The 24,153-nt window shown below is 66.6% G+C and carries 27 protein-coding genes and 1 pseudogene; 2 read left to right on the forward strand and 26 right to left on the reverse strand.

The genetic code is table 11. The features are described 5' to 3' along the window. Nucleotides 1–222 (forward strand): annotated as a pseudogene (locus MT490_RS04730) (VWA domain-containing protein); the annotation flags it as partial. 24 nt (nucleotides 223–246) lie between these two features. Here MT490_RS04730 and MT490_RS04735 read toward each other — a convergent pair. Further along, on the reverse strand, nucleotides 247–1,098 hold the full coding sequence (locus MT490_RS04735; RefSeq protein ID WP_297384715.1) for a hypothetical protein: 852 nt from the start codon (nucleotides 1,096–1,098) through the stop codon (nucleotides 247–249). A gap of 67 nt (nucleotides 1,099–1,165) precedes the next feature. After that, a complete protein-coding gene (locus tag MT490_RS04740; protein WP_297384717.1) occupies nucleotides 1,166–1,459 on the reverse strand; it encodes an Hpt domain-containing protein in 294 nt (97 codons plus the stop codon). An 80-nt stretch (nucleotides 1,460–1,539) separates the two neighbouring features. On the opposite strand from MT490_RS04740, the gene MT490_RS04745 reads away from it, so the two are divergent. Beyond that, nucleotides 1,540–3,825, forward strand: coding sequence for a hypothetical protein (locus tag MT490_RS04745; RefSeq protein WP_297384719.1), 2,286 nt, complete (start codon nucleotides 1,540–1,542; stop codon nucleotides 3,823–3,825). A 134-nt stretch (nucleotides 3,826–3,959) separates the two neighbouring features. On the opposite strand, the gene MT490_RS04750 is transcribed toward MT490_RS04745, so the two are convergent. From MT490_RS04750 to ndhC, 24 genes are all read right to left on the reverse strand, one after another. Then, nucleotides 3,960–4,223 carry a DUF1467 family protein gene (locus tag MT490_RS04750; protein WP_297384721.1) on the reverse strand — a complete coding sequence of 88 codons (264 nt, stop codon included), beginning with the start codon at nucleotides 4,221–4,223 and terminating at the stop codon, nucleotides 3,960–3,962. A gap of 4 nt (nucleotides 4,224–4,227) precedes the next feature. Continuing rightward, complete coding sequence (locus MT490_RS04755) at nucleotides 4,228–5,862, reverse strand: ribonuclease J (protein ID WP_297384722.1); 1,635 nt, start codon at nucleotides 5,860–5,862, stop codon at nucleotides 4,228–4,230. Then, nucleotides 5,863–6,666, reverse strand: coding sequence for a type III pantothenate kinase (locus MT490_RS04760; protein ID WP_297384724.1), 804 nt, complete (start codon nucleotides 6,664–6,666; stop codon nucleotides 5,863–5,865). Between the two features lie 11 nt (nucleotides 6,667–6,677). Beyond that, nucleotides 6,678–7,367: a biotin--[acetyl-CoA-carboxylase] ligase gene (locus MT490_RS04765; RefSeq protein WP_297384763.1), complete on the reverse strand. Its 690-nt coding sequence runs from the start codon at nucleotides 7,365–7,367 to the stop codon at nucleotides 6,678–6,680. Between the two features lie 8 nt (nucleotides 7,368–7,375). Next, a complete protein-coding gene (nuoN, locus tag MT490_RS04770; RefSeq protein ID WP_297384726.1) occupies nucleotides 7,376–8,833 on the reverse strand; it encodes an NADH-quinone oxidoreductase subunit NuoN in 1,458 nt (485 codons plus the stop codon). Then, on the reverse strand, nucleotides 8,833–10,455 hold the full coding sequence (locus MT490_RS04775; RefSeq protein WP_297384728.1) for an NADH-quinone oxidoreductase subunit M: 1,623 nt from the start codon (nucleotides 10,453–10,455) through the stop codon (nucleotides 8,833–8,835). Before MT490_RS04775 ends, nuoN begins: the two co-directional genes overlap by 1 nt. Continuing rightward, nucleotides 10,452–12,545, reverse strand: a complete 2,094-nt coding sequence (gene nuoL / locus MT490_RS04780) for an NADH-quinone oxidoreductase subunit L (protein ID WP_297384730.1) — start codon at nucleotides 12,543–12,545, stop codon at nucleotides 10,452–10,454. Before nuoL ends, MT490_RS04775 begins: the two co-directional genes overlap by 4 nt. A gap of 109 nt (nucleotides 12,546–12,654) precedes the next feature. Beyond that, the gene (gene nuoK / locus MT490_RS04785) at nucleotides 12,655–12,960 is read right to left on the reverse strand and encodes an NADH-quinone oxidoreductase subunit NuoK (protein ID WP_297384732.1); all 306 of its coding nucleotides are present in this window, start codon (nucleotides 12,958–12,960) and stop codon (nucleotides 12,655–12,657) included. Then, on the reverse strand, nucleotides 12,957–13,568 hold the full coding sequence (locus tag MT490_RS04790) for an NADH-quinone oxidoreductase subunit J (protein WP_297384734.1): 612 nt from the start codon (nucleotides 13,566–13,568) through the stop codon (nucleotides 12,957–12,959). The genes nuoK and MT490_RS04790 overlap by 4 nt, the downstream gene beginning before the upstream one ends. Before the next feature lie 141 nt (nucleotides 13,569–13,709). Further along, on the reverse strand, nucleotides 13,710–14,195 hold the full coding sequence (gene nuoI, locus MT490_RS04795) for an NADH-quinone oxidoreductase subunit NuoI (RefSeq protein ID WP_297384736.1): 486 nt from the start codon (nucleotides 14,193–14,195) through the stop codon (nucleotides 13,710–13,712). Continuing rightward, on the reverse strand, nucleotides 14,192–14,704 hold the full coding sequence (locus tag MT490_RS04800; RefSeq protein ID WP_297384738.1) for a hypothetical protein: 513 nt from the start codon (nucleotides 14,702–14,704) through the stop codon (nucleotides 14,192–14,194). The genes nuoI and MT490_RS04800 overlap by 4 nt, the downstream gene beginning before the upstream one ends. Continuing rightward, nucleotides 14,701–15,756 carry an NADH-quinone oxidoreductase subunit NuoH gene (nuoH, locus tag MT490_RS04805; protein WP_297384740.1) on the reverse strand — a complete coding sequence of 352 codons (1,056 nt, stop codon included), beginning with the start codon at nucleotides 15,754–15,756 and terminating at the stop codon, nucleotides 14,701–14,703. Before nuoH ends, MT490_RS04800 begins: the two co-directional genes overlap by 4 nt. Continuing rightward, nucleotides 15,753–17,768, reverse strand: coding sequence for an NADH-quinone oxidoreductase subunit NuoG (gene nuoG, locus MT490_RS04810; protein WP_297384741.1), 2,016 nt, complete (start codon nucleotides 17,766–17,768; stop codon nucleotides 15,753–15,755). The genes nuoH and nuoG overlap by 4 nt, the downstream gene beginning before the upstream one ends. Nucleotide 17,769: 1 nt before the next feature. Beyond that, the gene (locus tag MT490_RS04815; RefSeq protein ID WP_297384743.1) at nucleotides 17,770–18,519 is read right to left on the reverse strand and encodes a hypothetical protein; all 750 of its coding nucleotides are present in this window, start codon (nucleotides 18,517–18,519) and stop codon (nucleotides 17,770–17,772) included. Beyond that, a complete protein-coding gene (gene nuoF, locus MT490_RS04820; protein WP_297384745.1) occupies nucleotides 18,519–19,823 on the reverse strand; it encodes an NADH-quinone oxidoreductase subunit NuoF in 1,305 nt (434 codons plus the stop codon). The genes MT490_RS04815 and nuoF overlap by 1 nt, the downstream gene beginning before the upstream one ends. A 1-nt stretch (nucleotide 19,824) precedes the next feature. After that, nucleotides 19,825–19,998, reverse strand: coding sequence for a hypothetical protein (locus MT490_RS04825; protein WP_297384747.1), 174 nt, complete (start codon nucleotides 19,996–19,998; stop codon nucleotides 19,825–19,827). Continuing rightward, entirely contained in the window at nucleotides 19,995–20,666 is a 672-nt protein-coding gene (locus MT490_RS04830; protein WP_297384749.1) for an NAD(P)H-dependent oxidoreductase subunit E, read from the reverse strand. The genes MT490_RS04825 and MT490_RS04830 overlap by 4 nt, the downstream gene beginning before the upstream one ends. Further along, nucleotides 20,666–21,001: a nuclear transport factor 2 family protein gene (locus MT490_RS04835; RefSeq protein WP_297384751.1), complete on the reverse strand. Its 336-nt coding sequence runs from the start codon at nucleotides 20,999–21,001 to the stop codon at nucleotides 20,666–20,668. The genes MT490_RS04830 and MT490_RS04835 overlap by 1 nt, the downstream gene beginning before the upstream one ends. Beyond that, complete coding sequence (locus tag MT490_RS04840) at nucleotides 20,994–21,320, reverse strand: hypothetical protein (RefSeq protein WP_297384753.1); 327 nt, start codon at nucleotides 21,318–21,320, stop codon at nucleotides 20,994–20,996. Before MT490_RS04840 ends, MT490_RS04835 begins: the two co-directional genes overlap by 8 nt. Further along, nucleotides 21,317–22,552 (reverse strand): NADH-quinone oxidoreductase subunit D, encoded by a 1,236-nt coding sequence (locus MT490_RS04845; RefSeq protein WP_297384755.1) that lies wholly within the window; start codon nucleotides 22,550–22,552, stop codon nucleotides 21,317–21,319. Before MT490_RS04845 ends, MT490_RS04840 begins: the two co-directional genes overlap by 4 nt. Continuing rightward, nucleotides 22,545–22,676: a hypothetical protein gene (locus MT490_RS04850; RefSeq protein ID WP_297384757.1), complete on the reverse strand. Its 132-nt coding sequence runs from the start codon at nucleotides 22,674–22,676 to the stop codon at nucleotides 22,545–22,547. Before MT490_RS04850 ends, MT490_RS04845 begins: the two co-directional genes overlap by 8 nt. Beyond that, a complete protein-coding gene (locus tag MT490_RS04855; RefSeq protein ID WP_297384759.1) occupies nucleotides 22,676–23,557 on the reverse strand; it encodes an NADH-quinone oxidoreductase subunit C in 882 nt (293 codons plus the stop codon). The genes MT490_RS04850 and MT490_RS04855 overlap by 1 nt, the downstream gene beginning before the upstream one ends. Continuing rightward, nucleotides 23,554–24,090, reverse strand: a complete 537-nt coding sequence (locus MT490_RS04860; protein ID WP_135983250.1) for an NADH-quinone oxidoreductase subunit B — start codon at nucleotides 24,088–24,090, stop codon at nucleotides 23,554–23,556. The genes MT490_RS04855 and MT490_RS04860 overlap by 4 nt, the downstream gene beginning before the upstream one ends. Further along, the coding region (gene ndhC / locus MT490_RS04865) for an NADH-quinone oxidoreductase subunit A (protein WP_297384765.1) at nucleotides 24,081–24,153 on the reverse strand (73 nt) is incomplete at its 5' end. The genes ndhC and MT490_RS04860, both read right to left, overlap by 10 nt.

The raw sequence follows: 24,153 nt of genomic DNA on the forward strand, positions 1-24,153 counted from the left end.
GGCGGCTCGGTCGAGCATTTCAACGAGGAGGCGGGCGCGGTCTGGATGCAGCGCCTGGTCGACACCTATCCCGCCGCGGTCTGGCTCAACGTCCTTCCCGAGGCGCACTGGAGCTACACGCAGTCGGTCCGGATGATCCGCGCGCTGATGCAGGACCGCATGTATCCGCTGACGCTCGCGGGGCTGGATGAAGCGATGCGCGAATTGAGCCGGAAGCGCTGAGGCCTGGGCACATAAGGCACGCCCTCAATTCATCCCCGCGCGCTCCTTCGCGTCCTTCTGGATCTGCCGCGAGATCCGCCCCTTGGCGACGCGGCCCTTCATCGTCGGATTGGTCTTGTACAGCCCGCGCAGATAGGAGCGATCGACCTCGCTCAGCTGTGGCGGCACATTGTCCCTCGCGTCGAACAGCGTCAGGATGGTGTCCGCCGGCACGTCCTTGCGCGGCGGTAGCGCGCCCGCCAGCGCGCGCATCGCAACATAGTCGCCTAGCTGGTTGAGCGTCTTGCCCAGGGTGGCTTCGTGATCCAGCACGATCACCGAGCCGGTGATCGCCTGCTGGGTCGGCAGATAGAGGATCGACGCGGTCTTGACCGTCATCGCGGTTCCCGTCGGCCGTTGCCCGTCCTCGTTGAGGATCTCCGTGACATTCCACGCATGCACCGGCCCTTCGCGGAACGCGCGCTTGAGATCGACATCGTTGACGCCCTCGAAGATCCGCGGCGTCTTTGCGCGCATGTCCTTTACCAGCGCGTCGCCGTCCCTGGCGAAGATCACCACCAGATTGCCGCGGCATTCCTCGCCGGCTACCGGCGCACCGGCCTCGCGCGCCACCGCGCGGATCCGCTTCGCGATGATGCGGGCATAGTCGTCGGCGATACCGATCACCGTGGGGCACACAGGCACGTCGAAGCGCGTAAGCTGCCCATCCACCCCCGCGCTGATCTCGGCGACATAGCGTCGCGCGACCTTGGGCGGGATGTCGCGCTGTCCGATGACGGTGACATCGGCGCCGGGCGTCTCCTGTGCGGCCGCCCCATGAGCGATCAGGACTGACGCCGCCGTCGCCAGACCGAAACGCAAGAACCCGCCATGCATCACTACACTCCTCCAAGTGAGTGATGCATCTAACACACCAATGGCTTTCCGCAAGCCGGATGGCCGATCAGAGTCGGTCGATCGCCCGATGCAGGCGGCGCAGCACTGCGCCGTCGTGCGCGGGGCCGTTCACGGCTTCGCCTGCCAGCGCCATCAGGCGGACCGCGCCAAAGCTCGCCGCCAGCCCCTTGAGCCGCAGCGCCGCGGTCGCCCAGGCGTCGGGCGTCTCGGCCGATTTCATCGCGCCGACACAGCGCTTCACGCTCTCGAGGAAGGAGTCGCGCAGCTCGGCGATCAGCGCGGGCTCGTCGCCCACCGCCGCCGCCAGCGTCGCATCGATTGCACCCGGATCATATGCCATGCGCCCGGAGCTAGCCGAACGGGGTTAATGGCTGGTTGCGGGCTGTTTGGTGAATTGTCCAAACATGGTACAGTTCTGTCATGACTGGGGGAAACACAGCACACGCCGCCATCGGGCCGTCGGCCGGCCACGAAGAGCTCGTCCTCTCCGACATGTCGGCGCTGCCGGCGCCGCTCGAGGAGCTCGATATCGAGGATGATGAACCGCGCAGCGCCGCCTGGCTCGCGCCCGCTCTGGCATCGGTCGCGGTGATCGGTTGGTTCGCGGCAACGGCCTGGCTCGTTCTTCCCTCGATCCAGCGCGGCATGGAGCCTGTCGCTTTGGTCCAGCTGATCGCTGCGCTCTGCATGCCCCCCGCGCTCGTCGGCATCCTCTACATGCTCGCGCTGCGGACGAGTCGCGCCGAAGCGCGCCGCTTCGGTGCCACCGCGCGCGCGATGCGCGCCGAGGCCGCCGCGCTCGATCGCGCGATGAAGGCGATCTCCGGCAGGATCTCCGAAAATCGCGCGGCGTTGGCCGAGCATACCGCTGCGCTCACCTATCTCGGCGAGCATGCCGCCGAACGCGTGGAGAGCGCCGCCGGCACCGTGAGCCGCCAGGCGGAGCGCATGGACGGCAGCGTCCGCACCCTCGGCAATGCGATGGACGAAGCCGAGAAGCGCTTCGAGATCATCCTGACCACCTTGCCCAAGGCGCATGAGGAAATGCAGGGACTGGCCGGACGGATCGACGCCGCCGGGCTGCTCGCCAGCCAGCGCGCCGCCTCGCTCGACACCCAGCTCACCGCGCTCTCCGAACGCGGCCGCGAGGCGGACCAGATCGCCGGTGGCGCCGCCGAACGCCTCGCCGCGCACATCGCCCGCATGGAGGCGACCAGCGAGACCGCGAGCAACCGGCTCGAGCAGGTCACCGGCCAGATGTCGGTCGCGGTCGACGCCGTGCTCGATCGCGCCGCGGGTGCGGTCGACGAGGCGCGCAAGGGCATCGCGACGCAGGGCGAGGCGATCCTTGCGATGCTCAGCGCCAATCAGGCCGCGCTCGATCGCGCCGGCCGCGACAGCGCCGAGGCGCTGGGCGAGCGCATGGCGGTGATCGAGGAAGCGATCGGCCGCGTCAGCGCGCGCCTCGCCGAGGAGCAGGGCCGCGGCGACGTGCTGTTCACCAGCCTTTCGTCGGGAGTCGACCGGCTCGATCGCGAGCTCCAGATCCTCCACGCCGCGGGCACCGATCGCACCCAGTCGCTCGCCGCCTCGATCAGCGCGCTCCAGGGCTCGACCGACGCGATGTCCGAGGCGCTGCGCACCGGCGACCAGCTCGCGCGGAAGGTCATCGGCACCTCCGAGGACCTGCTCACCGCGCTCGACGCCTCCGCGCGCGAGATCGACGAGACCTTGCCCGAGGCGCTCGCCCGGCTCGACGAGCGGATCGGCGCGAGCCGCAAGGTCGTCGCCGGCGCCAAGCCCGAACTTCTCGCGCTCGTCACCGCCGCCGAGAGCACGCACGACGCGATCGAGGCGATCGCCGACGTCGTCTCGCAGCAGCGCGACACGCTTGCCAAGACCCAGGCATCCCTGCTCGAAACGCTCGCCACCGGCAGCGAGCAGGCCGCCTCGCTCGGCGCGATCGTCGACGACACGATCGAGACGACCCGCCGCTTCGCCGAGAGTGCGGCGCCGCAGCTCGTCGACGCGCTGGTGAACGTGCGCGAGACCGCCAGCGCCGCCGCCGCGCATGCCCGCGAATCGCTTGCCACAATCGTCCCCGGCGCCAGCGCCGCGCTCGAGGAAGCCAGCGGTACCGCACTCAAGCGTGCGGTCGACACCACTGTCCGCCGCCAGATCGCCGACCTCGCCGACAGCACCGAGGCCGCCGTCACCGCCGCGACGCGCGCTTCCGAGCGGCTCACCCAGCAGATGGTCGCGCTCGCCGACACCACCGCGCGGATCGAGGCGCGGATCGAGGAGGAGCGCGTCGACCGCGAACGCGCCGACAGCGACAATTTCGCGCGCCGCACGACGCTGCTCATCGAAGCGCTCAACTCGGCCTCGATCGACATCGCCAAGGCCTTTTCGGCCGAAGTCACCGACAGCGCCTGGGCGGCCTATCTCAAGGGCGATCGCGGCGTCTTCACGCGCCGAGCGGTGCGCCTGCTGGAGCCCGGCGATACGCGCGAGATCGCGCGGCTCTATGACGTGGACGAGGCCTTCCGCGAGCACGTCAATCGGTACATCCACGATTTCGAAGCGATGCTGCGCCACATCCTCGCGCTTCGCGACGGCTCGACCCTGGGCGTCACCCTGCTCTCGTCGGACATGGGCAAGCTCTACGTCGCGCTCGCCCAGGCGATCGAACGGTTGCGGACTTAGGCACCTTCCCGTTCGTCCTGAGCTTGTCGAAGCACCGTTCTTCTTCGCCGCTGAGGGGAAGAGAAGGACTGCCCTTCGACAGGCTCAGGGCGAACGGGTAAGGGCGTGCCTTTCCTCCCCGGGCCCGCGATTTCCTACTGGTGGACCCAGTCGAGCATGTCGGTGGTCACCCAGCCGTTGACGTAGTTGAGGTAGAACAGGACGAACAGCACGGTCGCGACGATCGTCGTGCGGATCGCGATCTTCTTCGGGCTGAAGCCGTGCGGCGCGCTCTCGGCCTGTCCCGGCACGAGTTCCGCCCCCGCCTCCTGCGCGGTGCGGACGCCCCAGGGCAGCACGAGGAAGGCCGAGAAGGCCCAGAACAAAATGTAGATCGCGAGCATCGACTGCCAGCGCATCGGCTCAGAGCTCCACGATCAGCACGTCGACTACCGGCTTCTTGCCGGTGAAACGCACCGCTGCGCGACGCACCGCGAGCCGCACGCTCTCGCGCAGCTTCTCGATGTCGCGACCGTCCTTCTTGACCGCGTCCGCGGCAGCTTTGGCGGCTTCCTCGAGGAACGCGTCGCGATCCTCCTCGACGGGCACACCCTGCACGCGAATCTGCGGCGCGCCCTTGAGCTTGCCGCCCTGGATAGCGACCGCGACCGAGATCTGCCCGTATAGTGCGATCCGCCGCCGCTCGTTGATCGTGGTGCCGTCGGCGGGCAGGATCACGTCGCCGTCGAGCACGAGGCGGCCGACAGGGGCGTGGCCGACCTGCTTCGGCTTGCCCGGTGCGAGCCGCCAGATGTCGCCGTTGACCTGGGTGATGGCCTGCGGAACACCCTGCTCCTTCGCGAAGCGCGCCTGCTCGTGCATGTGGCGCACCTCACCGTGCACCGGCAGGATGATCTCGGGCCGGATCCAGCGATACATCTCGGCGAGTTCGGGGCGGCCGGGATGGCCCGAGACATGGACGAAAGCCTGGCGATCGGTGATGATCTCGACGCCCTTGCCGGCCAGCGTGTTCATGATCCGGCCGATCGCGATCTCGTTGCCCGGGATCTGCCGCGACGAGAAGACCACGGTGTCGCCGGCATGGACCTTGAGGACGTGCGTGTCCTCGGCGATGCGGTTGAGCGCGGCGCGCGGCTCGCCCTGCCCGCCGGTGGCGACGATCATCACCTGGTTGGGCGGCAGGCTCATCGCGGTCTCGAAATCGACCGTCTCGGGAAAGTCGCGCAGATAGCCGGTCGCCTTGGCGACGCGGATGATCCGGTCGAGCGAGCGTCCCGCGACGCAGAGCTTCCGCCCGGTATCCTCGGCGACCTCGCCCAGCGTCTGCAGCCGCGCCGCGTTCGAGGCGAAGGTGGTGACGAGCACCCGGCCCTTCACTGCGCCGATCACCGCGTCGAGCCCCTTGCGGACCTCCGCCTCGGAGCCCGATGCCTCGGGGTTGAACACGTTGGTCGAGTCGCAGACCAGGGCGAGCACGCCCTCGTCGCCGATCGCGGTCAGCTCCGCCGCGGTCGAAGCGCCGCCCAGCGCCGGCGCGTCGTCAAGCTTCCAGTCGCCCGTGTGGAAGACGCGGCCATGGGGCGTCTCGATCAGCACGGCATTGCCCTCGGGGATCGAGTGGGCCAGCGGGGTGTAGGTGATCGTGAACGGCCCGACGGTGAAGGGCCCCTCCTCCTTGACGACGTTGAGCTCGACCTGGTCGGTGATGCCCTCTTCCTCGAGCTTGCCGTAGATCAGCCCCGCGGTGAATGGGGTGGCATAGAGCGGCACGCCCAGATCGGCGGCGAGATAGGGCAGCGCGCCGATATGATCCTCATGGCCGTGCGTGAGGACGATGCCGAGCAGGTCGTCGAGCCGTTCCTCGATGAACTGGAGGTCGGGCAGGATCACGTCGACCCCGGGATAGTTGGCGTCCCCGAAGGTGATGCCGCAATCGACCATCAGCCATTTGCCCTGCGTGCCGTAGAGATTGACGTTCATGCCGATCTCGCCCGAGCCGCCGAGCGCGAGGAAGAGGAGTTCGTTACCTGGGGTCACTTAATTTCCTTGCTGGCTGCGTTCCCACAGCATGGCCAACCCCTGGATGGTGAGGTCGGGTTCGATCGTGTCGAAGACCGATGTATGCTTTTCGAAAAGCACCGCCAGCCCACCGGTGGCGATGACCTTGAGCGGGCGGCCCATCTCGGCCTTGAGCCGGGCGACGAGGCCCTCGATCATCGCGACATAGCCCCAATAGATGCCGATGTGCATCTGGTCGACCGTATTGCGACCGACCACGCTGGCGCTCTCGGGCGCCGAGATCGCGATGCGCGGCAGCTTGGCGGCGGCGGTCACCAGCGCGTCGAGCGACAGGTTGATCCCCGGTGCGATGATCCCGCCCTTGTACGCGCCCTTGTAATCGACCAGCTCGAAGGTGGTCGCAGTGCCGAAGTCGATGATGATCAGGTCGCCTTCATGCCGGGCATGTGCGGCGATCATGTTGAGCGCGCGATCGGCGCCCAGGCTGCCCGGCTCCTCGACATCGAGCGCGAAGCCCCACTCGGCCTTCCCTTGCCCGGCGATCACGGCCTCGGTCTTGAAATATTTGCTGCTCAGCACCTGGAGGTTGTGCAGCGCCCGCGGAACGACCGTGCCGACGATCACCCCGGTCACCGCCGAGCGGTCATAGCCTTCGAGCTGGAGGAGCTGGTTCAGCCACACCGCATACTCGTCGGCGGTGCGGCGCGGATCGGTGGCGATCCGCCAGCGCGCCTTGATCTCGCCACCCTGCCCCGGACTTGATCCGGGGTCGAGCAGCGCGAAGACGACATTGGTGTTGCCGGCGTCGACGGCGAGCAGCATTCGTCTCTCCTTCAGAGCAGGAACACGTCGCCCGCGTGAATGACACGGGTAGTTCCATCGGCCAAGCGTAGGATGAGCGCACCCTGCGCATCGAGCCCGCCGAACAGCCCGTCGACCGCGCTTCCATCGGAGAGCCGCGCCGCCAGCGCGGTCCCTTGCGGATGCGCCCGCGCCAGCCAGCGTTCGCGCACCGGCGCGATCCCCTCGCGCCAGCGGGACAGCCAGCGTCCGAAACTCTCGGCAAGCGTCTCGGCGAAGATGCCGGGATCGGGCGCAGCGCCGTGCGCGGCGAAGCTCGTGGCGGGCCGATCGATATCGAGCGGATGATGCGCAAGGTTGACGCCGAAGCCGATCACCACCGCATCCTCGGCGCGCTCGAGCAATATGCCCGAGAGCTTGGCGCCGTCGACAAGCAGGTCGTTGGGCCATTTGAGTGTCGGCGTGAGGCCGAATACCTGGGCGGTCTCGTCGAGCGCCACCGCGGCGACCAGCGCCAGCGTCGCCGCGGGCGGCTCGCCGGGGCGAACCCGAACGAGCGTCGAGACATAGAGATTGCCCTCGGGCGAAGCCCAGCTGCGCCCCTGGCGTCCCCTGCCCCCGGTCTGGCGCCCGGCGCGAAGCCACAACCCCTCGGCCGCGCCGCTCCGCGCCAGCGCCAGCATGTCGGCATTGGTCGAGCCCGTCTCGGCGACGGTCCGGATGACGTGGCTCAGAACAGCGCTTTCGCAGCGAGCGTGGTCCAGGCGCCGAGCACCGGGATCAGCGCATAGCCGAGCGGCGAGACGAACGCCGCGGTCAGCAGGATCAGCCCACCCTCGACCATGTCCGTCTTGCCCTCGAACGCCGGTGCCGGATCGTCGAAGTACATCGTCTTGACGATCTTCAGGTAGTAGAAGGCGCCGATCGCCGACATCGCGATACCGAACACCGCGAGCGGGAACAGCCCGGCCGCGACCGCAGCCTCGAACACCGCGAACTTGGCGTAGAAGCCGAACAGCGGCGGGATGCCCGCGAGGCTGAACATGAAGATCGCCAGCGCCGCCGCCAGCCCGGGCCGCGTCCGCGACATGCCCGAAAGGCTCGCGATGCTCTCCACCGGCTCGCCGTCGGAGCCGCGCATCTGCAGCACGACGAGGAACGAGCCGAGCGTCATGACGACATAGATCGTCAGATAGACCAACACGCCGGCGACGCCGCGCTCGGTGCCGGCAGCGAGGCCGACCAGCGCGAAGCCGACATTGTTGATCGACGAATAAGCGAGCAGCCGCTTGATGTTGTTCTGCCCGATCGCCGCGACCGCGCCGAGCAGGATCGAAGCGAGCGCCGCGAAGATCACGATCTGGCGCCAGTCGTGCAGCGCCGGCCCCATCGCCTCGACTGCGACGCGGACCGCGAGCGCGATCGCAGCGACCTTGGGCGCCGAGGCGAAGAACGCGGTCACCGGGGTCGGCGCGCCCTCATAGACGTCGGGCGTCCACATGTGGAACGGCACCGCGCTCATCTTGAAGGCGAGGCCCGCGAAGACGAACACCAGGCCGAACATCAGGCCATAATTATGGCCGTCGGCCGGGATCGCGGCATAGGCCTGCGCAACACCCTCGAACAGGGTCGTGCCCGAGAAGCCGTAGACCAGGCTGATGCCGTAGAGCAGGATGCCCGAGGCGAGCGCGCCCAGCACGAAATACTTCAGGCCCGCCTCTGCCGAGCGCGTGTCGCGGCGCATGAAGCTCGCCAGCACATAGGCCGAGAGGCTCTGCAGCTCGAGCCCGACATAGAGCGTGAGCAGGTCGCCGGCGGAGACCATCATACCCATGCCCGCCGCGGAGAGCAGGATCAGTACGGGATATTCGGGGCGCAAATCATCGCCCGAGCTCAGCTGGAAGAAGCGCGGCGCGATGATGATCGACACCGCGGCGGTGACGAAGATCAGCGCCTTGGCGAAGGCCGCGAACATGTCCGCGCGATAAAGCCCGCCGAACGCCTCGCCGCCCGCCGAAGCCGGGCCCGCCAGCGCGATGCCCGCGCCGATCAATACCGCGACCGAGGTCCAGCTCACCAGCTTCGTCGAAGCCTGGCCGCCCCATGCGGCGACGAGCATCAGCAGGATCGCGCCGACCGCCAGCACCAATTCGGGCAGGCTCATCAGCAGTTGCGTCGAATAATCCATCAGTGCGCACCCCCGTGCGCGGAGGCGTCCACCGGAGCGCCTTCGTGAGTAGTTGCGGGCGCCCCTGCGGTGGCCGCGCCATGGCCTTCGCCATGCGCCGGCGCCGCGGCGGGGTTACCGGGTGTGGGTCGCGAGTCGCCGGCCGGAGCCGCACGCGCTACCCGCTCGACGAGACGCGCCGTATCGGCACGCATCGGCGCGAGGAAGCTCTCGGGATAGACGCCCATCCACAGCACCGCCGCCGCGATCGGCCCGAGCAGCCACAGCTCGCGCATCGACAGATCGGGCATCGCGCGGACGTCGTCCTTGGTGAGGTCGCCGAACACCACGCGGCGATAGAGGTACAGCATATAGGCCGCGCCCAGGATGATCCCGCTCGTGCCGAGCAGCGCGGTCAGCGTCGAGACCTTGTACACGCCCGCCAAGCCCAGGAACTCGCCGACGAAGTTGCTCGTCCCCGGCAGTCCGACCGAGGCCATGGTGAACAGCATGAACAAGGCGGCGTAGCGCGGCATGTTGATCGCGAGGCCGCCGTAGCGGTCGATCTCGCGGGTGTGCAGCCGGTCGTAGATCACGCCGACGCAGAGGAAGAGCGCGCCCGAGACGAGCCCGTGGCCGAGCATCACCATCATCGCGCCGTCGATGCCCTGCGGATTGAAGGCGAAAAGCCCCATGGTCACGATCGCCATGTGCGCGACCGACGAATAGGCGATCAGCTTCTTCATGTCGGTCTGCACCAGGGCGACCAGCGAGGTGTAGACCACCGCGACGCACGAGAGCGCGAACACCAACCACATCAGCTGGGCCGAAGCCTCCGGGAACATCGGCAGCGAGAAGCGCAGGAAGCCGTAGCCGCCGAGCTTCAAGAGCACGCCCGCGAGGATCACCGAACCCGCGGTGGGCGCCTGAACGTGCGCGTCGGGAAGCCAGGTGTGGACCGGCCACATCGGCATCTTGACCGCGAACGAGGCGAAGAAGGCGAGCCACAGCCAGGTCTGGATGTGCGCGGGGAAATCGTGCGCCATCAGCGCGGGAATGCTCGAGGTGCCCGCGTCCATCGCCATGTAGAGCATCGCGATCAGCATCACGAGCGAGCCGATCAGCGTGTACAGGAAGAACTTGTACGACGCGTAGATGCGATTGGCGCCGCCCCAGATGCCGATGATCAGGAACATCGGGATCAGGCCGCCTTCGAAGAAGATGTAGAACAGGAACAGGTCTTGCGCCGCGAAGGTGCCGATCATCAGCAACTCGGTGGCGAGCATCGCGGCCATATATTCGGGCACGCGCTTCTCGATCGCCTGCCAGCTGGCGCCGATGCAGATCGGCATCAAGAACACCGAGAGCATGATGAGCATCAGCGCGAAACCGTCGATGCCCAATGCCCAGGCGATGTTCACGCCCACCGGCTTGCCGAACAAGGCGGCATATTCGACGAACTGCCATTGCGGCGCGTCCGGCCCGACCTGGAAGTTCGCCCACAGGACGATGCCGAGGACGAGGTCCACCAAAGTCGCGAGGAGCGCGATCCAGCGCGCGGCCTGCGCATTGGCGAACAGGCACGCCACCGCCGCGACGGCGGGTATGGCGAGCATGATGGTGAGGATGGGCACGCCGCTCATCCTGCGATCACCCAGGTCAGCGCCGCAGTGAGGCCGATCAGCATGATGAACGCATAGGTGTAGACATATCCCGATTGCAGCCTGGCCGCGCCCACGCTGCCCAGCCGGATGACGTTGGCCAGCCCGTTGGGGCCGAAGCGGTCGATGGTCTTCTCGTCACCCGCCTTCCAGAGCACGCGGCCGATGGCGAATGCCGGGCGCACGAACAGGAAGTCGTAGAGCTCGTCGAAATACCATTTGTTGAGCAGGAAGGTGTAGAGCACGCGGAAATTGTCCGCGATCGCACCGGCGAGGCCGGGCTTCCCGATATAGGCGTACCACGAGGTCGCGAGCCCGAGCAGCATCGCGGTCGTCGCCGAGAGCTTCACCCAGGTCGGCACCTCATGCATCGCGTGCATCAGGTGCGTGTCGAACGCGATTGCGCCGTTCCAGAACTGCGCGCCCTCTTCGGCCTCGATGAAGAAGCCATGGAAGACGAAGCCCGCGGCGATCGCGCCGAGCGTCAGCAGGACGAGCGGGATCAGCATCACCCACGGGCTCTCGTGCGGATGATAGCCCGCCGTGCCCTTGTCGCCATAATCGTGCGCGGCGAGATGCGGATCGGGCGCGTGCCCGACATCCTCGGCCGAGGGCCCTTCGTCATGATGCGCATCATGGTCGTGGCCATGGCCGTGCGCGTCATGGACGGCGTGCTGGATATGGTCCGAGCCCGCCCAGCGCGGCTTGCCGTAGAAGGTCAGGAAGACGACACGCCACGAATAGAAGCTGGTGAGCAAGGCCACGAACACGCCGACCCAGAAGGCGCTCGGCACGCCGGCCGCCCAGGCCGCCTCGATGATCGCGTCCTTCGAGTGGAAGCCCGCGAAACCGATGGCGAGATGGTTGCCGAACACCGCCGGAATGCCCACGCCGGTGATCGCGAGCGTGCCCGCCATCATCGTCCAGAAGGTGATCGGGATCTCCTTCCGCAGGCCGCCGTAGAAGCGCATGTCCTGCTCGTGGTGCATCGCATGGATCACCGAGCCGGCGCCGAGGAACAGCAGCGCCTTGAAGAAGGCGTGCGTGAACAGGTGGAACATCGCCGCGCCGTATGCGCCGACGCCCGCGGCGAAGAACATGTAGCCGAGCTGCGAGCAGGTCGAATAGGCGATCACGCGCTTGATGTCGGTCTGGACGAGGCCGACGGTCGCGGCGAACAGGCAGGTCGCAGCGCCGACGAAGGTCACTACACCCAGCGCCACGGCGCTCGTCTCGAACATCGGCGACAGGCGGCAGACCATGAACACGCCCGCGGTGACCATCGTCGCGGCATGGATCAGCGCCGACACCGGGGTCGGGCCCTCCATCGCGTCGGGCAACCAGGTGTGGAGGCCCAACTGCGCCGATTTGCCCATCGCGCCGAGGAACAGCAGCAGGCAGAGGATCGTCATCGTGTCCCAGCGCGTGCCGAGGAAGCCGATCGTCGAGCCCGCCATGCCCGGCGCGGCGGCGAGGATCTCGGGGATCGAGATCGTGCCGAACACCAGGAAGGTGCCGAAGATGCCGAGCATGAAGCCCAGGTCGCCCACACGGTTGACCACGAAGGCCTTGATCGCTGCGGCGTTGGCGCTCGGCTTACGGAACCAGAAGCCGATCAGGAGGTACGAGGCGAGGCCCACGCCTTCCCAGCCGAAGAACATCTGGACGAGGTTGTCGGCGGTCACGAGCATCAGCATCGCGAAAGTGAACAGCGACAAATAGGCGAAGAAGCGCGGCTGATCCGCGTCCTCGCTCATATAGCCCCAGCTATAGAGGTGGACGAGCGCCGAGACGCTGGTGATCACCACGAGCATCACCGCGGTGAGCGAGTCGACCCGCAGCGCCCATGCGGAATGGAAGTCGCCCGAGCTCATCCAGGTGAGCACCGGCACCACGGTCGCCTCGGCGCCGTGGAGGTACTGGAGGAAGATCGGCCAGGACAATGCGCACGAGACGAACAGCGCGCCCGTGGTCAACGCCTTGGGCAGAACCGAGCCGAACGCCTTGTTCGACAGGCCGGCGACGGCCGCCGCGATCAGCGGCAGGAATACGATGAACAGGATCGGCGACATCAGCAGGACCTCGTCGCCCCGGCGAACGCCGGGGTCTCGTGCCGCGAGCGCACGCTTTCAAACTGGGAGATCCCGGCCTTCGCCGGGATGACGGAGCTCGGCACGCGCATCAGCCCTTCATCCGATTGACGTCGTCGACCGAGATCGTGCCCCGGCTACGGAAGTAGATGACGAGAATGGCGAGCCCGATCGCGGCCTCGCCGGCGGCGACGGTGAGCACGAACATCGCGAAAACCTGGCCCACGAGATCGCCCAGCGCGTTCGAGAACGCGACGAGGTTGAGGTTCACCGCGAGGAGGATGAGCTCGATCGCCATCAGGATTACGATCAAATTCTTCCGGTTCATGAAGATGCCGAGCACGCCCAAAGTGAACAGGATCGCACTGACGACGAGATAATGGGTGACGCCGATCACAGCTCGACCCCCTGCCCGACCGGCGGGTTCATGTTGCGGGTAGCGTCCTTGGCGCGGCGGTTGATCTGGCGGTTGACGTTCTGCGGGCGGACGTCGCTGCGCTGGCGATGGGTCAGCACGATCGCGCCGATCATCGCGACGAGCAGCACGAGGCCGGCGCCTTCGAACACATAGAGGTAGCGCGTGTAGAGCAGCCGCCCGATCGCCTCGATATTGGGCACGCCCGGATCGACCGGGGCGATGCGGCGGCCGAGCTCGAGCCCGCCCGCGCTATAGGCGCCGATCGCGACGATGATCTCGGCGACCAGCGCGACCGCGAGCGCAAGGCCCACCGCGGCATAGCGCATCACGCCCGCGCGCAGCTCGGCGAAGTCGATGTTGAGCATCATCACGACGAACAGGAAGAGCACCGCGACCGCGCCGACATAGACGATGACGAGCAGCATCGCGATGAACTCGGCGCCCGCGAGCACCATCAGCCCCGCCGCGTTGAAGAAGGCGAGGATGAGCCAGAGCACGCTGTGCACCGGGTTGCGCGAGAGGATCGTCATCGCCGCGGAGGCAATGACGACGATCGCGAACAGATAGAAGGCGAGAACCTGGATCATTACTTGCCCGTCACCCCCGCGAAAGCGGGGGCCCATCTCCCGCACTGTCCCGCTCCCGGCGCGCGCCGGAGATGGGTCCCCGCTTTCGCGGGGATGATGGTTTGAAAGTGAATCATCGTGCGTCCCACTGTTGCGGCGCGCTTAACGGTACGGTGCATCGGCGGCAAGGTTCGCGGCGATCGCGCGCTCCCAGCGGTCGCCGTTCGCGAGCAGCTTGTCCTTGTCGTAGATCAGCTCCTCGCGGGTCTCGGTCGAGAATTCGAAGTTCGGCCCCTCGACGATCGCATCGACCGGGCAGGCCTCCTGGCAGAGCCCGCAATAGATGCACTTGGTCATGTCGATGTCGTAGCGCGTCGTGCGGCGGCTGCCGTCGTCGCGCGGCTCGGCCTCGATCGTGATCGCCAGCGCCGGACACACCGCCTCGCACAGCTTGCACGCGATGCAGCGCTCCTCGCCGTTCGCATAACGGCGCAACGCATGCTCGCCGCGGAAGCGGGGCGAGATCGGGTTCTTCTCGTACGGATAGTTGATCGTCGCCTTGGGCTTGAAGAAATACTTCAAGGTCAGCCAGTGCGCCTTGATGAACTCCCACAGCGTGTAGGAACGGATGATCTGAGCGACGCTCATTGCCCTGACGTGCCTTTCAAAACCTGCGACATCTGCGCGATGGAACCTAGCAGGGTCGGCGCAGTAGGCGCGATGTTCGTGCTGCAGGACCCGACCCATTCACGTAGGCCAGCTGCAACCGTCGTGTCTTTCCGCGTGAAGATCGACGCCTTGTACTGGTGCGCGCTCTCCGGCGTCGGCTTGATCGAAATCAACAGTCCCGATGCATCCGTACCGAGAAAAGCGAGCGCCGAGCCATCACGCGTGATGGCCGCGTTCTCCACTGGTAGATTCCCCAAGACACCATGCGGGTCGAAGGAGACCAGCTTCGCACCAGTTGCACCGTTCGCAAACTCAAGCCCTACCAGATACTGATCGCTCTGGAGCATCTGGCTCACGGGTCCGATCTTGAGCTCGGTCAGGTAGCACGCGAACGTCTTTGTCTGAGCAACCTGCGCGATCGATTCAGGCGCCGCGAAAGCGCTGGTGAGACCCACAAAAAGTTGCCCAAGGCGGAGCAAATTCATCACGCCGCGAACCCCACTCGGACCCACATCAGGTATCCGGAAACGAGGAACACGAAGATCAGCGACAGCGGCAGGAAGATCTTCCAGCCCAGCCGCATCAGCTGGTCATAGCGATAGCGCGGGACGGTCGCCTTCACCCAGCTGAACACGAAGAAGAAGAACAGTATCTTGGCGAACAGCCAGAGGATGCCCGGCACCCAGTAGAGCGGCGCCCAGTCGAACGGGGGCAGATAGCCGCCCCAGAACAAAGTCGCGTTGAGCGTGCACATCAGCAGCACGTTGGCATATTCGCCGAGCCAGTAGAGCGCGAAGCTCATCGACGAATATTCGGTCTGGTAGCCGGCGACGAGCTCGGACTCGGCCTCGGTCAGGTCGAACGGCGCGCGCTGGGTCTCGGCGAGCGACGAGATGAAGAACACCACCGCCATCGGGAACAGCAGCGGATTGAACCCGAAGCCGTTGAGGAAGCCGAGCACATGGCCCTTCTGCCCGTCGACGATGCCCGACAGGTTGAACGTGCCCGCCCAAAGCACCACCGCGATCAGCACGAAGCCAATCGAGACTTCGTAGCTCACCATCTGCGCCGCGGCGCGGATCGCCGAGTAGAAGGGGTATTTCGAGTTGGACGACCAGCCCGCGAGGATGATCCCGTAAACGCCGAGCGACGATGCCGCGAGCACGTAGAGCAGCCCGACATTGATGTTCGAGAGCACCACGCCCGCCTGCCACGGCACCACCGCCCAGACGATCAGCGCGACCGTGAAGGTGATGATCGGCGCGATCAGGAACAGGACCTTGTTGGCGCTCGACGGGATGATCGTCTCCTGCAGGAAGACCTTGAGGCCGTCCGCGAAGCTCTGCAGCAGCCCGAGCGGGCCGACCACATTGGGGCCGCGGCGCAGCGCCATCGCCGCCCAGATCTTGCGGTCGGCATAGATGATCATCGCCACTGCCAGCATCAGCGGCAGCGCGATCACGAGGATCCCGACGATCGTGGCAACGAACCACGCCCAGCCATAAGGCAGGCCGACCCAGTTCTCGAAGAAGGCGGTCATTCCGCGGCCTCCGCAAAGTCCTCGCCGTGGAGCAGTTCGGCCGAGCAGCGCTGCATCGTCGGCGAGGCGCGGCAGATCGCGTTGGTCAAATAGAAGTCGGCGATCGGGTAGGTCACCGCACCCGAAGCCGTGGCCGGCAGCGCAGGCGCCTGCCACGCAAAGCTCACGAGGCCCTCCTGCCCCAGCGCCGGCACGTCGGACGCCATCGCGGCGCGCAGCTCCTCGAAGCTGTCGAACGGCAGCGTGCGACCGAGCTTGTCGGAGAGCGCGCGGAGGATCGACCAGTCCTCGCGCGCGTCGCCCGGCGCAAACACCGCGCGCTCGGCGCGCTGGACGCGGCCTTCGAGGTTCACATAGGTGCCCGGCTTCTCGGCCCAGGTGGCGCCCGGCAGGATCACGTCTGCGTGATGCGCGCCCTTGTCGCCATGATGGCCGATGAACACCTTGAAGCTGCTCTCGAACTGCGAGAAATCGACTTCGTCGGCGCCGAGGAAGAAGCTGAGCTTCGGGCTCGCGGCGACGATATCGGCGATGCCGCCCTTCTGCGCGAAGCCGAGCATCAGCGCACCCATCCGCGCCGCGGCGGTGTGGACCACGCCGAAGCCGTTCCACGGGCTGCCGTCCTCGAGCGTGCGCACCAGCTTCATCGGCTCGACCAGCGCCAGCGCAGCCCCGAACCCGTCCTTGAGCGCGCCGGGACCGACGATGACGAGCGGCTTCTTCGCACCGTCGAACGCCTGCACGACCTGATCAGGCAGCTTGCCGAGCAGCGACAGGTCGTTGCCGAGCCATTCGAGCTTGTAGGTGAGATCGACCTCGGGCCCGATCGCGAAGACCTTGGCGCCCTTCTTGATCGCCTTGCGCACGCGCGTGTTGATCAGCGGCGCTTCCCAGCGGAGGTTCGAGCCGATCAGCAGGATCGCGTCGGCTTCCTCGACGCCGGCGATGGTCGGGTTGAACGCCACCGCGCCGAGGCTCGACACGTCATAGGCCATGCCGGTCTGGCGGCTCTCGATCAGCTCCGAGCCGAGGCCCTCGAGCAGCGCCTTGGCGGCGTACATCGTCTCGGCGTCGAGCAGATCGCCCGCGATCGCCGCGACGCTCGAACCCGCATTCACTGCGGCGATCGCGTCGAACGCCTCATCCCAGCTCGCCTCGACCAGCTTGCCGTCCCGCCGCACGAACGGACGATCGAGCCGCCGCCGGACCAGGCCGTCGACATGGTAGCGGGTCTTGTCGTGCGCCCACTCCTCGTTGACGTCCTCGTTGATCCGCGGAAGCACGCGCATCACCTGGCGGCCGCGGCTGTCGGCGCGGATGTTGGTGCCGACCGCGTCCATCACGTCGATCGAGAGGTTCCGGCGCAGCTCCCAGGGGCGATATTCGAACGCCACCGGCTTGTGGGTCAGCGCGCCCACCGGGCAGAGATCGACCGTGTTGCCCGAAAGCTCGCTCTTGAACGCCTTCTCCAGATAGGTCGTGATCTGCATGTCCTCGCCGCGATAGATCGCGCCGATCTCGTCCACGCCCGCCACTTCCTCGCCGAAGCGGACGCAGCGGGTGCACTGGATGCAGCGGGTCATGATCGTCTTGATGATCGGACCCATGTATTTCTCGGTCACCGCCCGCTTGTTCTCGGTGTAGCGGCTATGGCCCTTGCCATAGGCGATCGACTGGTCCTGCAGGTCGCACTCGCCGCCCTGATCGCAGATCGGGCAGTCGAGCGGGTGGTTGATCAGCAGGAATTCCATCACGCCTTCGCGTGCGGCCTTCACCATCTGGCTGTCGGTGCGGATCTCCTGCCCCTCGGCGGCGGGCAAGGCGCACGAAGCCTGGGGCTTGGGCGGCCCGGGCTTCACCTCGACGAGGCACATCCGGCAATTGCCGGCGATCGACAGCCGCTCGTGATAGCAGAAGCGCGGAATCTCCTTGCCCGCCGCTTCGCAGGCCTGAAGCACGGTGGCGCCCTGCGGCACCTCGACTTCGATTCCGTCTACCTTTAGCTTTGGCATTTCAAACCTTATCCGAAGATCGCTTCGCGAAACCCACCGAGCGTGCGCTCGTAGCGGTCGGCGAGGCGACTGTCGCAAAATGATAAAGGGCTTCCGCCATCGCCGCTTCGAGCAAGCCACGGGTCAGGCGAAGCGTCTCACCAGCAGGCACGCAAGCGGAGATGAAGGGCTTCAGCGCCGCGTACGCCTCCTCCTCTTCCGGCGCCCGCACGAGTTTGGCGCTCACCGCCGCCTTGCTCAAGCCGGGCGCCGCTCGCACGATGCATTCACCCAGGAGTTGGGCACTGCGATAGGGATCATCCGGCGGAAGGCGCCATGCGGGTTCCGCTTCATCCACGGGCATCCGCACCGGCCTATCAGCCTCGACTTCGAGCAAATACCGGGCGCGATACAACTGCCCTCGCAGCGCTTCCGGCGGATATGCGAGCCAGGAAAACTTCTCGTTGTGGCCGACCATCGTCACCGGGCACCAACTCTTCGACAATTGGTACGCAGCATCCTTCGCCTTTTCGGAGGCCGTCCCGCTCTCCATTACCGTGCGCACGGCCTTCGCTATGGCGCCCTTCGGCTCCGAATCCGCCACGCACAAGGCGTATGCGCGCATGATCTTGCGGCGCCCATCCGCTTCGGAGAGCTTCCCCCGCTCAGCCGCCTTTCGATCCTGCGGCACGGCATGGACGGGCGCAACCGCGAACGCGGATGCGCTCCCGACCTGCGTCATCATCCATGCCGTGGCCGCAAACGCGATCATCACTCCGCCGCCTCCTGCATCGGCGCACCGGCGTCGCCGCCACGTTCGTTGATCCGGCGCTCGAGCTCGGGGCGGAAATGGCGGATCAGGCCCTGGATCGGCCAGGCCGCGGCGTCGCCGAGCGCGCAGATCGTGTGACCCTCGACCTGCTTGGTGACCTGCTGGAGCGTGTCGATCTCGCTGATGTCGGCGTCGCCGGTGCGCAGCCGCTCCATCACGCGCCACATCCAGCCGGTGCCCTCACGGCACGGGGTGCACTGGCCGCAGCTCTCATGCTTGTAGAAATAGCTGAGGCGCGAGATCGCGCGGACGATATCGGTCGACTTGTCCATCACGATCACCGCCGCCGTGCCGAGGCCCGAGCCGACGCCGCGCAGCCCGTCGAAGTCCATCGGGCAGTCCATGATCTGGGCCGCGGGGACGAGCGGGACCGAGGACCCGCCCGGGATCACCGCGAGCAGATTGTCCCAGCCGCCGCGGATGCCGCCGCAATGCTTCTCGATCAGCTCGCGGAACGGGATGCTCATCGCTTCCTCGACCACGCAGGGCTTCTCGACATGGCCCGAGATCTGGAAGAGCTTGGTGCCCTTGTTGTTCTCGGCGCCGAAGCTCGCGAACCATTCGGGGCTGCGCCGCAGGATCGTCGGCACCACCGCGATCGACTCGACATTGTTCACCGTCGTCGGGCAGCCATAGAGACCCGCGCCCGCCGGGAAGGGCGGCTTCAGGCGCGGCTGGCCCTTCTTGCCCTCGAGGCTCTCGAGCATCGCGGTCTCTTCGCCGCAGATGTACGCGCCGGCGCCGCGATGGACGAACACGTCGAAGTCGTAGCCCGAGCCGCAGGCATTCCTGCCGAGCAGGCCCTTGTCATAGGCCTCGGCGACCGCCGCGAAGAGCGTCTCGGCCTCGCGGATATATTCGCCGCGGATGTAGATGTACGCGGCGCGCGCGCGCATCGCATAGCCGGCGATCAGCGCGCCTTCGATCAGCTTGTGCGGATCGTGGCGGATGATCTCGCGGTCCTTGCACGAGCCCGGCTCGGACTCGTCGGCATTGATCACCAGGAAGTTCGGCCGGTCGGGGCGCGGCTCCTTGGGCATGAACGACCATTTGGTGCCGGTCGGGAAGCCCGCCCCGCCGCGTCCGCGCAGGCCCGATGACTTGATCCGGTCGATGATCGTGTCCTGCCCAAACGCCATCAGGCCCTTGGTATTGTCCCAGTCGCCGCGCTTCAGCGACGCCGACAGGTTCCACGGCTGGAAGCCGTAGACGTTGGTGAAGATGCGGTCCTTGTCCTGCAGCATCTCAGCGCCCCTGCCCGACGAGCTTCTGGATCACGAGGAAGACGATCACGGCAAGCCCGACGAGAATGACGATCCCGAGCAGCTTGAAGGCGATCTTGAGCACCCAGCCGCCGACGACGATCGCGAGGATCACCGCGACGACGACGTAGAGGACGTTCTTGGTGTCCTGGCTCATGCCCATTCCCCGCGATAGTCGTGGTTCTCGTCGACCATCGCCTTGAGCGTGGTCGGACCGCCAAGGGGCTCGACGGTGTGCCGGCCGGGCTCCTGCGTGCCGGTCTTGGGGCTCTCGCCCTTTGCCAGCGCGTCGAGGATCGCGACGGTACGGTCGTAGGTCAGGTCCTCGAAATTGTCGTCGTTGATCTGCACCATCGGTGCCGACGAGCAATTGCCCATGCACTCGACCTCGGTGAGCGTGAACAGCCCGTCCTCGGTGGTGTGGCCCTTCTTCAGCCCGCGCGCCTTGCACGCCGCCATCACGTCGTCCGATCCGCGCAGCATGCACGGCGTCGTGCCGCAGACCTGCACGTGATAGCGGCCCACCGGCACCAGGTTGAACATCGTGTAGAAGGTCGCGACCTCGAACACGCGGATATAGGGCAGCTCCAGCTCGCGCGCGACGAACTCGATCACCGGCACGGGCAGCCAGCCCTGCGTGTTGGTCTCGGCGCCGACCTGGCGCTGGGCAAGGTCGAGGAACGGGATCGTGCAGCTCTGCTGCCGGCCCGCGGGATAGCGGGAGAGGATCTCGCGTGTCTTTTCGGCATTCTCGGCCGACCAGGCGAACGCGCCCCAGCGCGCACGGGTCTCGGCCTCGTCGGGAAGTTGTGGGGCGTCAGCCATCAGCGAATGAACTCCACCCGATCGACCTTGTCGTCGGAGAACGAATAGACTGCCATCACTTCGAAGGGCTCGGCCTCTGGCGAGCGCATCACCTTCTCGTGCAGCACTGCGGTTTGCCCAAGCTGCCAGCCGCCGAGGATCTCGACGCGGTTGCCGGGGAATTCGGCGAACATCGCCTTCAGGCCCGAGCGCACGCCTTCCTTGCCCTCGCGGACCACGGCGCCACGATAGCCCGCCTCGCAGGCACCTTCGGTCATCAGCTCGACATAGGCGTCGGCGTCCTGCGCGTTGTAGCGCGCGATCATCTCGCGCGCGGTGGCGATGCGGTCAGTCATGATTAGTCTTCTTTCGGCGTGCTGTCGCCGTCGCGCTTTCGGTCACATGATACTCTGCGGGCAGCTTCATCTTGCCAATTCGATCATAGTGCAGGTCTGCCTCGACCGAGACTTCGCTCATGTATCTCCAATAACGCCACGCGACGAAGAGCGTCCAAAGTGCGAACCAGCCCCATACGATAACTTGCACCAGCAATCCGCGACCAAACGGAAAGAGCGCTAGCGCAGGAAGTATAGCCGGGAGCACAAGCACCTTGGCCTGCTGGCCCGACTCCCGCCACATGCCATCGACCCAGTCGCGAACTCTCGCGTAGATCACCGGTCACACTCCCCGAACACGATATCCATCGCGCCCAGGATGGCGGTGATGTCGGCGAGCATGTGGCCGCGCGACATGAAGTCCATCGCCTGGAGGTGGCTGAACGCGGTCGGGCGGACCTTGCAGCGATACGGCTTGTTGGTGCCGTCGCTCACCAGATAAACGCCGAACTCGCCCTTGGGGCTCTCGGTCGCGACGTAAACCTCGCCCGCGGGGACGTGATAGCCCTCGGTGAACAGCTTGAAGTGATGGATCAGCGCTTCCATCGACTGCTTCATCTCGCCGCGCTTGGGCGGCGCGACCTTGCGGTCGAGCGTGAGCACCGGGCCGTCGGGCATCTCGTTCAGGCACTGCTTCATGATCCGCGCGGACTGGCGGACCTCCTCGACGCGCACCATGAACCGGTCATAGCAGTCGCCGCGCGTGCCGACGGGGATGTCGAACTCCATGCGGTCATAGACGTCGTAGGGCTGCGAGCGGCGGATGTCCCAGGGGATGCCCGCGGCGCGGATCATCGGCCCCGAGAAGCCCCAGGCGATCGCGTCCTCGCGGCTCACCACCGCGATGTCGACGTTGCGCTGTTTGAAGATGCGGTTCTCGGCGACCAGGCTGATCGCATCCTCGAACAGCCGCGGCAGGCGGTTGTCGAGCCAGTCGGCGATGTCGGTGAGCAGCTTGAGCGGAACGTCCTGCCGCACGCCGCCGACGCGGTAATAGTTGGAGTGCATCCGCGCGCCCGACGCGCGCTCGAAGAAATTGAGGCAGTCCTCGCGGATCTCGAACAGCCACAGGTTCGGCGTCATCGCGCCGACGTCCATGACGTGCGAGCCGAGGTTGAGCATGTGGTTGCAGATGCGGGTAAGCTCGGCGAAGAACACGCGCAGATACTGGCCGCGCAGCGGCACCTCGAGATCGAGCAGTTTCTCCACCGCGAGCACGAAGCTGTGCTCCATGCCGAGCGGCGAGCAATAATCGAAGCGATCGAAATAGGGCAGCGCCTGGGTATAGGTCTTGTACTCGATCAGCTTCTCGGTGCCGCGGTGGAGCAGGCCGACATGCGGATCGATCCGCTCGATGATCTCGCCGTCCAGCTCGGTGACGAGGCGCAGCACGCCGTGCGCCGCAGGATGCTGCGGACCGAAATTGATCGTGTAGTTGGCGATCGCGACGTCGCCCGGCTCCGGCTTGCCGGCGTCGGCGCGACCCTCGATCTCGTCCAGATACTCAGCCATGCACACCCCCCAACCCGTTCGGGCTGAGCTTGTCGAAGCCCCGTCCTGTTTCCTGGACACGGCGAGAAGAGAAACGGCCCTTCGACAAGCTCAGGGCGAACGGGGAAAGGACGATGCCGGGCATCAGCTTTCCTTCTTTGCGCGCGGCTTGCGCGGCTTCTTCACGACATCGGGATCGGCGGGCGCAGGACCGGCTTCCGGCCCCGGCTTGCCCGCGCCACTCTCGGCCGTGCTGTCGGTGGTCTTTGGTTTGCGCACGCGCGGCTTGGCCGCCTTCGCCGCGGGCGCATCGGCCTTGGCGATCTGGTCGGCAGTCAGCGGTGTCGGCGCGCCCTTGGCCTCGGGCTGCGAGGCGACCGGAGCCGGCGCAGGAGGGGGCGGAGGCGCCGCGGCCGCCTTCTCGTCGCCCGGCAGCACATAGGCCGCGCCTTCCCACGGGCTCATGAAGTCGAAGGTGCGGAAGTCCTGCGCCAGCTTCACCGGCTCATAGACCACGCGCTTGGCCTCTTCCGAATAGCGCAGCTCGACATAGCCGGTCTGCGGGAAGTCCTTGCGCAGCGGATGGCCGACGAAACCATAGTCGGTCAGGATGCGGCGCAGGTCGGTGTTGCCGTCGAACAGCACGCCGTACATGTCGTAGACTTCGCGCTCGAGCCAGCCCGCGACCGGCCAGATGCCCGTCACCGACGGCACCGGCTTCTCCTCGTCGGTGGTCACGCGCACGCGGATGCGGTGGTTCCGGGTGAACGAGAGCAGCTGGTACACCACGTCGAAGCGCTCGGGCCGTGACGGATAGTCGGCCCCGGCGATCTCGCTCAATTGCTGATATTCGAGGCCCGGCGTGTCGCGCAGCGCCAGCATCGCCTCGACCAGCGACTCGCGCGCGACGGTCAGCGAGACTTCGCCCACGGCATCCTTGCTCTCGACGAGCATCGCTCCGAGCACGGCTTCGGCGGCCGCGATCACGCCGTCATTGGGCGCGTATCTGGGTGCGGGCGCCCTCACCGTTCCAGCGTCCCGATCCGGCGGATCTTACGCTGGAGCTGCATCACGCCGTACAGCAAGGCTTCGGCAGTCGGCGGGCAGCCGGGGACATAGATGTCCACGGGCACGATCCGGTCGCAGCCGCGCACGACGCTGTAGCTGTAATGATAATAGCCGCCGCCATTGGCGCAGCTGCCCATCGAAATGACGTATTTCGGCTCGGACATCTGGTCGTAGACGCGGCGGAGCGCCGGCGCCATCTTGTTGCACAGCGTGCCCGCGACGATCATCACGTCCGACTGGCGTGGGCTGGCGCGCGGCGCGGCGCCGAAACGCTCCATGTCGTAGCGCGGCATGTTGACGTGGATCATCTCGACCGCGCAGCAGGCGAGGCCGAAGGTCATCCACCACAGCGAGCCGGTGCGGGCCCACTGGAACAACTCCTCGGTCGAGGTGACCAGGAAGCCCTTGTCGCCCAATTCGGCATTGATGTCGTCGAGGAACGCGACGTTCGGCAGCGTCCCCGGCGGCGGAGGGCTGAGTTCTACTCCCACTCCAACGCACCTTTCTTCCAGGCGTAAACGAGGCCGAGCGCGAGCTCGGCGATGAAGATCATC

The sequence above is a fragment of the Sphingomonas sp. genome, from assembly GCF_026460985.1.
Lineage (GTDB): Bacteria > Pseudomonadota > Alphaproteobacteria > Sphingomonadales > Sphingomonadaceae > Sphingomonas.